Origin of the sequence: Desulfobulbus sp., from assembly GCF_031547805.1 — a bacterium.
GTDB lineage: Bacteria > Desulfobacterota > Desulfobulbia > Desulfobulbales > Desulfobulbaceae > Desulfobulbus.
Map to the genome: position 1 here is coordinate 47,692 of NZ_JAVBRQ010000005.1, position 12,422 is coordinate 60,113.

The following is a 12,422-nucleotide window of genomic DNA, read 5'->3' on the forward strand; positions in this document are numbered from 1 at the left end:
TGCTCAGAGATGAAGGTATGTTATTTGAGATCGCCAGTCCGTTGGCGTCTGGATCAGTGCCGGGGCGATGGCCGCCGGCCGCTGATCGGGGTCAACCGGATTTGCTGTCGGTCGTGTTCTGGTTTTGGCCGCTGTAGGCCCCGTGCAGGGAGGAAATATTGTATTCTCCCAGAGCGGTGACGATTTTCGCCTGGGCGCCGCTCAGGTCGATGCCGGTAACCTGGGACCGGACCAAGGGCGAGACTGAAGCGGTCGTGCCGTTCGCAGCTGTGGCGGAGATGGAAATCGAATAGTTGCCCGGAGCCATGACGTTGCCATCGCTGTCCTTGCCATCCCAGGTCAGGAAATGATTTCCTGCGGTCAGGTCGGTCGCTTTGATGGTGGCCACGGTCTGACCGGTTTTGTTTTTGATTTCCAGGCTGGCTCCAGTCACGTTGCCGTCGATCCTGTAGCCGACCTGCACCGGTTTGTCACCAAGGGCGAATTCGTTGTTCTCCACCACCACGTCCTGGCCGATCAGGCCCAGGGCCGCATACCGCTCGGAACTGTTGGTCGCGGCGGCCAGCTGGTCCATCGAGTCGTTGAGATTGAACAACTGTTCCAGTTGGCTGTACTGGGCCAATTGAGCGGTGAATTCGGTGGGATCGGACGGGTTGAGCGGATCCTGATGCTGCAACTGGGCCACCAGCAGGGTGAGGAACTGTTCCTGGCCAAGGGCGCTGGCCTTCGACTTCTGCGTCGTGGCGGTGGCGCCGGCGGTTGCGGTGGCATTGTTGGCTGTGTTGACGGTTGTCATATTCTACCTCCTGCCTCAAACGAGGACGCTGAGAGTGCTGTCGGCATCAACGTCGCCGGCAACCTCTTCAAGTTCCTGTGAAAAATCGGATGGGCCGGTGACGTGGCTGCTCGAAGAAGCAGTCTGCTGCCGCCAGGCATTGCTTTCCTGGAAGCGCTCGCCGCCGGTGTGGCCCTGGGCCGCGACCGACACCTCCACCTGATGCAGCTGCAAGCCCTGTTGTTCCAAGGCCTCCCGGAGTCGGGGCAGATGGCGGTCGATCATTTCCTGGGCCTGGGGGCTCTGGACCACGATGTGTGCCTTGATGTTATCCTGGGCCACCTTGATCTCCATTCTCAGCTCGCCCAGTTCCTCCGGATAGAGCCGAAGGGTGACCGTGCTGTTCTCAAGCTGCTTGTTGATCGAGAAATGGGCGATCATCTGGTCGACCACCGCGCTGTCGGGCACGGCCATGCCGGAGGGCAGATGCATGGTGACCGAGGAGATCGGGGTGCTGGTGGATGTTTGCTGGCCCGTGCTCTGCGGCTGGCCGGCCGCGACCAACGGGGAAGGTTCCTGGCTGGCGACCGGTTGCGTCTTCTGCGAGGCGAACTGCTCGCCGGCGGCGGGTTTCGCTGCCTCGGCGGCGGACGCCTGCTCCTGCTGCTTGGCGGTCTGCAAGGTGCTGTCGGTCTGGGTACTTTTTCCCGACTCCACCGGAGTGTCGGCGCGCTCCTTGAGCAGACGGGAGCGGATGTAGTTGCCGTCCACATCGACCGTATGATCTTCGGATGCGGTCGCGGCCGGTGCGGGAATATCGCCCTCGCCTTCTTCCTCGCCGGGCTTACCCTGGTGAATGGTGATGATCTGGCCGTACTTGTTCTGGACGATCATGGGACCACCGGGCTGGGGCTGTGCATCCGCGGCAGCGGCGTCGATCGCCTGCGGCTCGGCGTCGGCAACGCTGATGGTTATTTGCGGCTGTTGCGCGGCCTGTGTCGCCTGGCCAGCCGTCATAGCTGCGGCTGCGGCGGCACTGCCTGTCGTTTGCATGCCGGGATTGACGCCTTGGCCGGTAGGGGCCGGAGCAGCTGGCAACTCGGCGGCAGTCGGAGCGGCCAGGGCGGCGGTGCCGGCCAGCTCACCGGGCAGCTGGATCGAGGCCGGTTGAGCGGCTGTCTGCTGCATGGCCGACTGTTGATTTGCTTGCAGGGCGGCCTGGGTGGTCATTTGCACGCCCGACTGCGGCATTGTGGGCTGCGAGGCTTGTGACGCAATATTGGCGCGCAGATCGTCGCCGACACCAGCGGTCAGGCTGGCCAGCAGCCGTGCCACGGCCGATTCGCGCTGCTGTTGGCCGATGGCCAGCGGGTTGACCAGCATATTTTCCGGCGGGGCCGTGTCGGCCTGGATGGCCGGTTCCGGCTGCTGGATCGCCGTGTCGGCTTTGCCGTTGGGGCTTGCGCCAGTGGCCGGGGTGTCTTCGGCGGCGCCCTTGGCTTGGGCCGCATCGGTTTTCTTTGCCCCCTGGGCCGCATCGCGGGCCTGGCGGCCGCGTGCATGTTTCTGGTTGGTGCCGACCTGCGTGGCCGCGTCGGTGGCTTGCTGGCCGGTCGCGTTTTTCAGGTGGGAGGCGAAGAGCCCCTCGTTACCGGTGTTGGCTGATGCCGCTGGCTGTGGCGCAGAGGTCATCAGGTCAGCGGAAACGATTGCAAGTGCTGGCATGGGCATTATCGAGTATCCGTGATGGAAAAAGCGGTGGTTAATTTGGCCGCCTTGTCCCGATCCAGGTTGTTGAGAACTTTGGCGGCGGACTTGGTCTTCATTCTACCGAGGATGGAGATCGCCAGATCTTGATCCACCGTGGCCAAGGCCGCGGCGGCCTTGTCGGCGGTCATCTTTTCGTACATCTTGGCGAGTTCTCCGATCCGTTTTTGCTCCTCGACATCCTTTTGCTCCAGGAGTTTCTCAATGCGAACCCGGAGCTGGTTGAGCTGTTCGATTTTCTTATCGACCTCACCTTCCAATCTCTTTAGTTCCTTTTTCTTGTTTTCCAAGTCCTCTCGCTCTCGGGCAAAAGGCGCGCCTCCGGCCTGGAGGCTCTCCATGATCCGCCGCTCCTCCACCGAGCCGTATTGCTTATCCGGACCGGACTGGGGCGCCGGCGGCGAATCGTTTTCCGCGGCGAGCGCCGGCCACAGGAGCGAGAAGAGGATCAGGCCGGCGAGGAAGAAAAGTTTTTTCATGGGGCGCTCCGGACGGTATTGCGGACAGGGATGGCGTCGACGGCAGGGATCAGTGTTGCTTGCGTTCGTGGGAAAGCACGGCAATTTCATCCAACATGGCCAATTGTTTTTTTTCCAGGAATCTGGCGTAGGCGGCATTTTGTTGTTCCCGCAACTTCTCGATGATTTTCCTGTCCTTGCTCTTTTTCACCAGCATCTGCCTTTTTTGGGCCACGAGGGCCTGTTGTTTGCCGAGTTCGGTTTGACGCGTCTCGAGTTCCCGGCGCACCAGGTCGATCCGGGATTCAAACAGGCGCAGCCGGTCCACGGTGGTGCCCTGTTCCTGGTCGCGCCGCTGGTCGACATACAACTCCGTTAATTCCTTTTCGGTTCGCAGCAGCGCTTCCTGAAGTCGCGCCTCGATTTCCATGGCCTGATACATGGCCTGCCGCGCCGAATCCTCAAGCTGTTGGCGGTATTTGAGCACCGCATGCATGGAAAACGGCTTCATTCGCCGCCCTCATCGGCTTGATCGGTTTTCCGGCGATCGAATCCCTTGCGGCCGGCGCGCCGCCGGTCGGCAACCTGGCGGTCGCTGACCAGATCCCCCATGGCGGCAAGCGTATCCTCAAGCGTGCAGGATTCGTCGTATCCTTGGGTGAGGAAGGCGTTGATGGCATCGATGCGGGCGATGGCATAGTCGATTTTCTTGTTGCTGCCCGCGGCATAGGCGCCGATGTTGATCAGGTCTTCCGATTCCCGGTACACGGCCAGGACGCTGCGGGTCTTGCCCGCCAGCTCCCGATGCCGCTGGCCGGTGATGTCGCGCATGACGCGGCTGGTGGAGAGCATCACGTCGATGGCGGGATAGTGGTTTTTGGCGGCAATGGCGCGCGACAGAACAATATGGCCGTCCAGAATCGAGCGGACCGAATCGGCGACCGGCTCGGTCAGGTCGTCGCCGTCGACCAGCACGGTGTACAGGCCGGTGATCGAACCCTGGTCCTGGAAATTGCCGGCCCGCTCCAGCAGCTTGGGCAGGGTGGCGAACACGCTCGGGGTATAGCCCTTGGTGGTCGGCGGCTCGCCGATGGATAGACCGATCTCGCGCATGGCCATGGCAAAGCGGGTGACCGAATCCATCATCAAGAGCACGTTCTTGCCCTGCTGGCAGAAATATTCGGCAATGGCGGTGGCGACAAAGGCCCCGCGCATCCTGAGCAGCGGCGACTGATCCGAGGTGACGGCGATGATCACCGAGTGGGCCAGGCCTTCCGGCCCCAGGTCGCGCTCGATGAACTCCTTGACCTCGCGGCCGCGCTCGCCGATCAGGGCGATGACGTTGATGTCCGCTTTGGCGAATTTGGCCATCATTCCCAGCAGCACACTTTTGCCCACCCCGGATCCGGCCATGATGCCCATGCGCTGGCCGATGCCGCAGGTGAGCAGGCCGTTGATGGCCCGGATGCCGAGATCGAGCGGCTGGTGGATGGCGGCCCGGCGCATCGGGTCCGGGGGTAGGGAATACAGCGGTTTTTCATGGGGCAGGAACATGGGCGGACCCTGGTCGAGGGGGGTGCCCATGCCGTCGAGCACCCGGCCCAGCAGGGCGTCGCCGACGCTGATGGTGGCCTGTTCCTTCCTGACCAGGATGCGGCTGCCCGGACCTAAGCCGCGCAACTCGCCCAGGGGCATCAGCAGTGCCCGGTTGTTGCTGTAGCCGACAATTTCAGCCGGAATCTCAGGACCTTCCTGGAGCGGGATGATCTCGCAAAGGGAGCCGATGGAAGAGCGCGGGCAGGATCCTTCCACCACCAGGCCGACGATGCGGTGCACCTTGCCGTAGGTTCGGATGGAGGAAAAAGAGTTGAGGCGGTCGGCAAGCGATGGCATCGGATTTCAAGGCACAGGGGCCGGAAAGGTTCGAAAAAACAGGGCCGGCGGCGGCAGCGGGGCGCGTTCACGCCCCGGCCGGCGTTTCCCCGGCCGCCGCCCCGGAAGCCGGTGCGGGTTCGTCGTCGGCGGGCGGAACGAAAACAGGCTGCTGTTCGAGGAATTCCTTGGTGTTCGCCAGTTGGAGTTCGATCGAGGCGTCCACCGCGCAGGTCGGCGACTCCAACAGGCACCCGCCCCGGCTCATGCTCGGATCGGTCTTGAAGACGAGGCGCGAGAGGCCGCGAACCGAGGCGATCAATTCGGGGACCTTGGTCTCGGCAATGGCCAGATCGTCGGGATGCAGGGTCACATAGAATTCCTCGCTCTCGATGGCCTGTTCCAGGGCCGCTTCCAGAGTGGCGGCAATGACGTTGCGCGGCGTGGTCAGCTCGTGGTGCAGAATTTTTTCCGTGAGCATGATGACCAGGTTGATCAGCTCGGCGCGGTTGCGCTGGAACATGGTCTTGTGCTGGCTGTCGATTTTTTGACAACCTTCGGCAAAGGCCGAGATCGCCTGGTGCAGCTCCATTTTGAGCTGGGCCGCCACGTCGGCCATGCCACGGTTGTAGGCCTCCTGGCGGATGGCGTCGATATCGATGGCCGGCGCCGCCGGTTCCGGTTCCGTCACGGCCGTTGGCATCGGCTCCGGTTCCGGAACGCTTTCCGTTGCCGGTTCGTCCCAAACCTCGGACGGCAGTTCGGCAAGCTCGAAGCCGGGCTGAGTCTCCTGAATAGCGGCTTCTCCGGCAACTCCATCTTCGACAACGGCCGCCGCGGCCGGGGGGCGCTCCTCTTCCCGGGGAACGGCAATGTTGTGGCGGACCAGGGTGGTGGGGGTGAACAGGGGATCTTGCTTGAAAACCTTAGACGAACTCATCGCCGCCACCCTTGCCGCCCAACACCAGCTTGCCCTCTTCCTCGAGCTTCATGGCGATCTTGACGATGGTCTGCTGCATGGCCTCGACCTCGGAGAGTCGGACCGGGCCCATGGCGTTCAGATCGTCCTTGATCATGTCTGCGGCGCGCGAGGACATGTTGGTAAAGATCTTGGCCTTGATCTCGTCGGAGGCGGTCTTCAAGGCCAGGGTCAGGGAATCGTTGTTGACCTCGCGCAGGATCATCTGGATCGAGCGGCCGTCCAGGGCGCACAGATCCTCGAAGGTGAACATCATCTTGCGGATGTTCTCGACCATGTCCGGATCGACCTGTTCAAGGCTGTCCAGAATATCCGAATCCAGGTTGTCGGTCATGCTGTCGAGAATCTCGACTACCTTCTTCAAGCCACCGACCTGCCGCAACTCCTGGGCGCCGACCACGATGCCGATTTCCTTGCTCAGCGCCTCCTCGATCCGGTCGATCACCGACGGCGAGACCTTGTCCAAGGTGGCGATGCGGTGGATGACATCGGCCCGTTTTTCCTCGGGCAAGTGGGCGACGATCGCGCCAGCGTGCTCGGTGGTCTGGGTCGAGAGGACCAGGGCCAGGGTCTGGGGGTGTTCGCGTTCGAGCAGTTCGGCCACCATGGCGGGGTGCAACTTGGAGATGGTTTCCAGGGGGCGCGCCTCGGTGCCAGAAACAAACTGGCGCATCAGGTTGGTCTCGCGGTTCTTGCTGCCCGAGCCCGCAATCAGTTTCTTGGCGAATTCCTGGCCTTTGACCACCAGGCCGGCTTGGCTCTCGGCGGACATCTCGAACTCCTCCAGCACTCGCATCTTGATCTCGTCGGGAATGTGCTCGATGCCCGCCATGCATCGGGTGACCTTGAAGATCTCCTCGTCGGTCAATTCCCGCATCAGTTTGGTCGCCGTTTCCTCGCCAAGACAAATGAGCAGGATCGCCGCTTTTTTCAGTCCTGTCAGTTTATCTGCCGCTGCCATGGATCCCGCTCTTGTAGAAGATACCCGTTCGAACGATCAACGCCGGGCAATGGATGCCCCGCTCATCCCTGTTCATGAATCCATCCCTTGAGCACATGGGCGCTGAATACCGGATCGTTTTCCACGCCCTTGCGCACCTTCTCCAAGGCATCGACCGGCGGCGATTCCATGGCGGCCTTGTAGGCTGCCCCGCCGATCAGGACATCCGTCCCCTCCGGTTTGGGACCGCCGGCCGTCGCGCCCTTGGTCTGTTCCGCTTCCATCTGTTCCACGGTTTTGTAGTGCTGGGTGACGTCGCGATTCAAGGTCTTCATCAGCGGCCTGACCAGTAAAAAGTAGAGCACCAGGCAGCCCAGGGCAAGGAGTCCGTAGCGAACGAGCGGAATGTATTGATACACGCGGCTGCCCGCCTCGCCCTCGCCGCTACCGTCGCTGCCGTCGGCGGCGGCAAGAAATGGCATGGAGGTGACCTCGATTTTGTCGCCGCGAGCCTGGTCCAGCCCCAGAGCCGAGCCCACCATGGTTTCCAGGGCCTTGAGTTCGGCCGGCGATCGGGCTTCGGTTCGGGCCTCTTCCCCGTCCTTGGCCGGAACGGCTTTGTCGGCCACCAGCACCGAAACCGAAAGTTTGCTGATCGTGCCGATCGGATTGACCGTTTTCGACACCACCTTGCTGATTTCATAGTTGGTGGTCCGCTGCGACCGGCTGGTCGGCGACGAAGCCCCGGCGGCCTGGTTGGTGTTGCCCTCCAGGTTCGACTGGACCCCGGGGACGCCGCCAACGATTTCCGAACCCGATTTTTCCTCGTTGACCTGCTCGCTGCGAATGACCGGCTCCTCGGGATCGAAGGTCTCCTCGGTTTTCTCGGTCTTGGAAAAATCGAGGGTGGCACTGACCCGCACCATGGCGTTCTTGGCACCGAGCGACTTGTCGAGCAGGGTCTGGGCCCGGTCCTCCAGCCGCTGTTCCACCTGCATCTGAAACTCCAGCATGTCGGGGGAAATACCGCCGGCCAACCCTTTCTCGCCCAGCCGCGACAGCACGTTGCCGTTCTGGTCGATAATCGTCACGTGCTGGGGATCCAGCCCTTCGATGGAACTGGACACCAGGTGCACGATGCCTTCGATCTGGGTCTCGTTCAGCCGCTTGCCCGGCGCGAGCTTGATGATGACCGAGGCGGTGGCGGGCTGCTGCTGGTCCTTGAACAGCCGTTTCTCCGGCAGGGCAAGATGCACGCGCGCGGTTTCCACCGGGCCGAGCGAGGCGATGGTTCGCGACAATTCTCCTTGCAACGCCCTGGAATAGTTTACTTTTTGGACGAAATCGGTGAGCGCGAACGACTGTTTGTCGAAAATTTCAAAACCAACGCCGCCGCCCTGGGGCAAACCGAGCGAGGCCAGGCTCAGGCGGCTTTCATGGACGTCCTTGGCCGGGATGAGGATGTTGTGGCCGTTGTTGTCCAACTGGTAGGGGATGTTCTGGCCCTTGAGCCAGTTGATCACGGCCGAGGCGTCGGGATCGGCGAGATTGCCGTACAAGAGCTGGTATTCCGCGGTACGCGCCTGGACGATGATCAGGGCGAACATGCCCAGGGTCAGGGCGGTCACGGCCGCCAGAGCGATTTTTCGGGACAGGGGCCAGGCGACGATGGTCGCCACCAGCGCCTGCCAGCCGCTTTTCAGTTTTGAGCTCGAAGTGGCATCCGTTGGTTGTTCGGCCATGGCGATGCTTCCCTGCGTTGATGATTCCCCGAATGTGGCGGGCTGTTACGGCATAGGGCCGCGGATCACACCTGCATCCGCATGATTTCCTGGTAGGCATCGATGGCCTTGTTGCGGACCTGAACGGCAAAACGCAGCGAAATGTCCGCTTTTTCCATGGCGATCATGGCCTCGTGCAGGTTTCTCTCGCCGCCGTTATGGAGCTGTTGAATGGCCAGGTCGGCTTTCTGTTGCTGCTGGCTGGTGTTCTCCACCATGGCGCCGAGGATGTCGCCGAAGGTGGTTGCCGCCTGGCGGGTCGGAGAGGCCGCGGAGGCGGCCGGAGTGGTCAGGGGGCCGATGCCTTGAATCGCTTCCATCTGTTATCTCCCGATGTCGAGGGCTTTCATGGCCATGCGCTTGGCCGATTTGATGGTGGTGGTGTTGGCCTCGTACGAACGGGTGGCGGACATCATGTCCACGATTTCCTTGAAGACGCTGACGTTGGGCAGCGCCACGTAGCCGTCCGGCCTGGCATCCGGATGCGAGGGGTCGTAGATGAGCTGGGGCGGACTGTTGTCCTCGACGATCTTGGCGACCTTGACGCCCTCGGAATGCCGCTGGTCCTGGATCGAGGCGGAAAGGTGCCGCTGGAAGGGAACCGGCTCGGTTTGAAACACCACGGATTTCTTTTTGTAGGGCCCGCCCTCGGGGGTCGAGGTGGTTTCGGCGTTGGCCAAATTGGAGCTGATGGTGTTCAGCCGGGTTTGCTGCGCCTTCAATCCCGAGGCGGCAATGTCGAAGGTGGTGAAAATGTCCATGACAGACTCCTGTCTTGAAAGGAGAGGTGTTGCTGTGTTCTAGCAAATTATGCGCCACCATTGGCGGCGTATTTGAGTATCGACAATTTTTTGTTGAGCATGGTGACCGCGGTTTCGTACAGAATCTCGTTTTGCGAGAGTTTGACCATCTCCTGATCGACGCTGACCGTGTTTTTGTCGCCCAGTCCGGTGGTGTCCTTGGTGATGGCGATCGTGCCGTTGACCTGTTCGAGATTGCCGGGAGCCAGGGGGATGTGGCCTGGCTGGGCCGGTACCGACCGCATGCCTTTGTCGGCCATGGCGCTGCGCAACTGATCCTCGAACTGGAAGGATTTGGCCTCGTACCCCGGTGTTTCGGCGTTGGCGATATTGGAGCCGATGACCTCCTGGTTCTTGGAGCGAAGGTCAAGTACCTTCTGCAAAAGCCGCATGGTGGTGTCGAACTGTTGGATGCCAGGCATGGAAATTCTCCGTCAAAAGGTGGCGATGGCGGCCAAGGCGGCCGGCGTCAGCGTTTATCGAGTTCGAGAATGGCCGCTTCCTCGCGGGCCAGTTTGGTCCACAAGGGGTCTGTGCCTTTTTCGGCCAACTCCTTGAACAACTTAAGCGCCTGCGGCTTGTGGCCCTGGCGCAGGGCGATCTGGGCCAGGCGGTAGCGGGCCTGCTCGCTCCCATCCTGGTTGCGTTCGGTGATGCGTTCGAACAGGGGAAGGGCCTGTTCGTTCTGCCCGGCATGGAAGTACGATTCGGCCAGCGGCAGCAGCATTCCCTGTCGGTTCAGCATTTCCCGCACTTCCGGCTGGGTCAGGGTTTCGATCGCCTTTTTCCATGCCTGTTGTTCATAGTAGATCCGGCCCTTGAGCAACTCCAACGCCAGGACCTTGGGGTTTGCCTCGTCGTTCAATTGGGCAAGGGCCTTGGCCACCTGGCCGCTCTTGTAAAGCGCCAGAATCTTGGAAACGAATACGGCCGATCGATTGGCTCCTTCCGGATAGCGGGCCAGATAACGGTCGGCGTATTCCTCGACCTGCAGGTATTGGTCGGAGGCGGCCAGGGATTGAATCAGGGGCAGGTAGATCTTTTCCTGGCCGGCCTCGTCGGAAACGTCGAAAAGATACTGATAAATTTCAGCCGTTTGATCGGTCATGCCCAGCTTGTCGCAGGCCAGGGCCAAGTCGTACAGCATGCCGGTGTCGAGCCAGCCGTTGGCAAAGAGATATTTGTTCTGCTTGGCCAGTACCAGGGCCTTGACCGATTCGCCCTCCTTGACCAGTTGCTTGATCACGATGGGAAGCTGCTGGATGAGCAGGGCCGTGGTCTCGGTGCGCAGTCTGCCCGATTGAAAGCTGCGCAGCAACTGCATGCATTGGTTGACGCCCGCCTCATTGTCGCCCGACAGAACCTTCACCAGAGCCAGCTTGAATCCGCACTCCTCGCGCACGGCAATTGCCTCGGCCAGGGTCGCGCATCTGCCGTAGAGGGCCTCCGCCTCGCTGGCCGGCATCTTGTTGGCGATGAAGTCCACATCGGTCTGCTTGAGCTGGGCCAACAAACTGCCCTCGGTGCCGGGGAAGGCGTTGCTGATCTGCTGCAATTCGATCCGGGCCTTCTTGGCCGTGGCCGGAACATGGAGCTGGGCCAGGGCCAGCCGGAACAAAATGAGATCCTGCTGGGGCCGGTTGGTCAGCATGTCGGCGAGCTGCTGGTAGCGTTTGGCCGCCTCGGCATATTGGCCGGCGGCATACAGCTCGTTGGCAAAGCGGGCAAGCGACATGGGCTGGTTTTCGATCAACTGGGGCGATCGTTTGTCCAGGTCTTGATAGGCGGCCACGGCCTTGGCCATCTGGCCCGCCGCCGAAAGGAGATCGGCCTGCCGCAGCTGGCGAAGGGGGGCCAGCGCGGCGTCGTTGGCCACTGCGGGGTTGTCGAGCAGCTTTTTCGCGTCGTCGAGCCGGTTGGCCAACAGCGCCAGTTCGGCCAGCAGCAGATGGTTCGAGCCGCTCAAGGGAGAGCCTTCGTTCTTCTTCATCCAGTTGCGCAGCTCGTAGTAGGCGTCGATCACATCGCCGCGTTCAGCCTCCTGGTAAATCTGCAGCATGGAGGCCATCTCGGCCATGGGCGTGTCGGGATACTGGATCACGATCCGCTGCAGCAGGAAGTAGGGCTCCCGGTACTCACCGGCCCTGATCAGGGCCTCGGCATAGGTCAACACCAGCCGTTCTTTGAATTTTTCCGTCGGTTGCCGAACCACTTGCTCGCGGAGCAGCAGACACACCTGGAACCATTTATTTTCCCCGGCTTGCGCCAGCGTTTCTTCGGACAGCCAGTCGGTCACCGGGAGCTGCGGGGGCAGGGCGGCGGCCATGGGAAAAGGCGGCAGGTGGAACTTGGGCGCGGGAAGCACCGTCAGCGGCGATTCGTATTCGGTGAAAAACGAACGCCAGTTTTTGGCAAAAGCCGTGCTGTTGACCGGATTGGTCGGGCCCGCCGGGACCTGGGGCGCGGTCTTTCGATCCGTGTCGGTCTGTTGCGGCGGGGCGGAGAGATCCGGTTGAGAAGCGGACTGCTGGTTGCCCAGCAGAATATCGATCACCACCTGGTTGTCTCCCTTACGGCTCTCGCTGGTCACCTTTTGCGGTGGATAGCGAAAGTAAAAAGAAAGCAGCATACCGTTTGTTTCGACCCTGTTGACCAGTTTGACCATCTTGTCGTCGGTCTCCGGCTGGGAGAGAGTGGCGCTCGGGGCCACGTCCCGCAGGACCAGGTCGATCCGCCGCCCGCTGGTCGCGAGATGGTATTCCGGCACCTGGTCGAAATCGAAAACCAGGTGAAGACTGGCCGGATCGTCGTTCCGGGTGATTGCCTTGAGCAGGGCTTCGGCCCGGGCGTCGCTGCCGCAAAATTGATTGACAGCAAGCAGCAGCAAGAAGATGATGAATAAAGTGCGGCGCATGTGTGGTCACTGGGTTGGGCCTTCCACCCGCTTTATGCCGGAGGACGCCTGCTCAGTCGCAAGCAATAAGCATTCCATCCATTTCGATGGTGAAAAGGGTAGAGGCCGGGCTTTTTTTGTACGGGATGAGAAGGGG

Annotated in this window: 12 protein-coding genes; all 12 read right to left on the reverse strand. The window is 61.5% G+C overall.

Going from position 1 to position 12,422, the window contains the following annotated elements:
• Positions 1-91 precede the first annotated feature (91 nt).
• Positions 92-796 carry a flagellar hook capping FlgD N-terminal domain-containing protein gene (locus RMR13_RS01860; protein ID WP_310598945.1) on the reverse strand — a complete coding sequence of 235 codons (705 nt, stop codon included), beginning with the start codon at positions 794-796 and terminating at the stop codon, positions 92-94.
• A 15-nt stretch (positions 797-811) separates the two neighbouring features.
• Positions 812-2,500 carry a flagellar hook-length control protein FliK gene (locus RMR13_RS01865; RefSeq protein WP_310598946.1) on the reverse strand — a complete coding sequence of 563 codons (1,689 nt, stop codon included), beginning with the start codon at positions 2,498-2,500 and terminating at the stop codon, positions 812-814.
• Between the two features lie 5 nt (positions 2,501-2,505).
• Complete coding sequence (locus RMR13_RS01870; RefSeq protein WP_310598947.1) at positions 2,506-3,021, reverse strand: magnesium transporter MgtE N-terminal domain-containing protein; 516 nt, start codon at positions 3,019-3,021, stop codon at positions 2,506-2,508.
• A gap of 49 nt (positions 3,022-3,070) precedes the next feature.
• On the reverse strand, positions 3,071-3,511 hold the full coding sequence (locus tag RMR13_RS01875; protein ID WP_310598948.1) for a flagellar FliJ family protein: 441 nt from the start codon (positions 3,509-3,511) through the stop codon (positions 3,071-3,073).
• Positions 3,508-4,893 carry a FliI/YscN family ATPase gene (locus tag RMR13_RS01880; protein ID WP_310598949.1) on the reverse strand — a complete coding sequence of 462 codons (1,386 nt, stop codon included), beginning with the start codon at positions 4,891-4,893 and terminating at the stop codon, positions 3,508-3,510. The genes RMR13_RS01875 and RMR13_RS01880 overlap by 4 nt, the downstream gene beginning before the upstream one ends.
• Before the next feature lie 67 nt (positions 4,894-4,960).
• Positions 4,961-5,812, reverse strand: coding sequence for a FliH/SctL family protein (locus RMR13_RS01885; protein WP_310598950.1), 852 nt, complete (start codon positions 5,810-5,812; stop codon positions 4,961-4,963).
• Entirely contained in the window at positions 5,799-6,812 is a 1,014-nt protein-coding gene (gene fliG, locus RMR13_RS01890) for a flagellar motor switch protein FliG (RefSeq protein ID WP_310598951.1), read from the reverse strand. The genes RMR13_RS01885 and fliG overlap by 14 nt, the downstream gene beginning before the upstream one ends.
• A 62-nt stretch (positions 6,813-6,874) precedes the next feature.
• Entirely contained in the window at positions 6,875-8,533 is a 1,659-nt protein-coding gene (gene fliF, locus RMR13_RS01895; protein WP_310598952.1) for a flagellar basal-body MS-ring/collar protein FliF, read from the reverse strand.
• Between the two features lie 65 nt (positions 8,534-8,598).
• Positions 8,599-8,892, reverse strand: a complete 294-nt coding sequence (gene fliE, locus RMR13_RS01900) for a flagellar hook-basal body complex protein FliE (RefSeq protein WP_310598953.1) — start codon at positions 8,890-8,892, stop codon at positions 8,599-8,601.
• 3 nt (positions 8,893-8,895) lie between these two features.
• Entirely contained in the window at positions 8,896-9,333 is a 438-nt protein-coding gene (gene flgC, locus RMR13_RS01905; RefSeq protein ID WP_310598954.1) for a flagellar basal body rod protein FlgC, read from the reverse strand.
• 47 nt (positions 9,334-9,380) lie between these two features.
• Positions 9,381-9,794 carry a flagellar basal body rod protein FlgB gene (gene flgB, locus RMR13_RS01910; RefSeq protein ID WP_310598955.1) on the reverse strand — a complete coding sequence of 138 codons (414 nt, stop codon included), beginning with the start codon at positions 9,792-9,794 and terminating at the stop codon, positions 9,381-9,383.
• Between the two features lie 47 nt (positions 9,795-9,841).
• Complete coding sequence (locus RMR13_RS01915) at positions 9,842-12,286, reverse strand: tetratricopeptide repeat protein (protein WP_310598956.1); 2,445 nt, start codon at positions 12,284-12,286, stop codon at positions 9,842-9,844.
• Between the last annotated feature and the right edge of the window lie 136 nt (positions 12,287-12,422).

Coding starts and splice junctions, on each gene's coding strand:
- RMR13_RS01860 (WP_310598945.1), bottom strand. CDS start 796: ATGACAACCGTCAACACAGCCAACAATGCCACCGCAACCGCCGGCGCC.
- RMR13_RS01865 (WP_310598946.1), bottom strand. CDS start 2,500: ATGCCAGCACTTGCAATCGTTTCCGCTGACCTGATGACCTCTGCGCCA.
- RMR13_RS01870 (WP_310598947.1), bottom strand. CDS start 3,021: ATGAAAAAACTTTTCTTCCTCGCCGGCCTGATCCTCTTCTCGCTCCTG.
- RMR13_RS01875 (WP_310598948.1), bottom strand. CDS start 3,511: ATGAAGCCGTTTTCCATGCATGCGGTGCTCAAATACCGCCAACAGCTT.
- RMR13_RS01880 (WP_310598949.1), bottom strand. CDS start 4,893: ATGCCATCGCTTGCCGACCGCCTCAACTCTTTTTCCTCCATCCGAACC.
- RMR13_RS01885 (WP_310598950.1), bottom strand. CDS start 5,812: ATGAGTTCGTCTAAGGTTTTCAAGCAAGATCCCCTGTTCACCCCCACC.
- fliG (WP_310598951.1), bottom strand. CDS start 6,812: ATGGCAGCGGCAGATAAACTGACAGGACTGAAAAAAGCGGCGATCCTG.
- fliF (WP_310598952.1), bottom strand. CDS start 8,533: ATGGCCGAACAACCAACGGATGCCACTTCGAGCTCAAAACTGAAAAGC.
- fliE (WP_310598953.1), bottom strand. CDS start 8,892: ATGGAAGCGATTCAAGGCATCGGCCCCCTGACCACTCCGGCCGCCTCC.
- flgC (WP_310598954.1), bottom strand. CDS start 9,333: ATGGACATTTTCACCACCTTCGACATTGCCGCCTCGGGATTGAAGGCG.
- flgB (WP_310598955.1), bottom strand. CDS start 9,794: ATGCCTGGCATCCAACAGTTCGACACCACCATGCGGCTTTTGCAGAAG.
- RMR13_RS01915 (WP_310598956.1), bottom strand. CDS start 12,286: ATGCGCCGCACTTTATTCATCATCTTCTTGCTGCTGCTTGCTGTCAAT.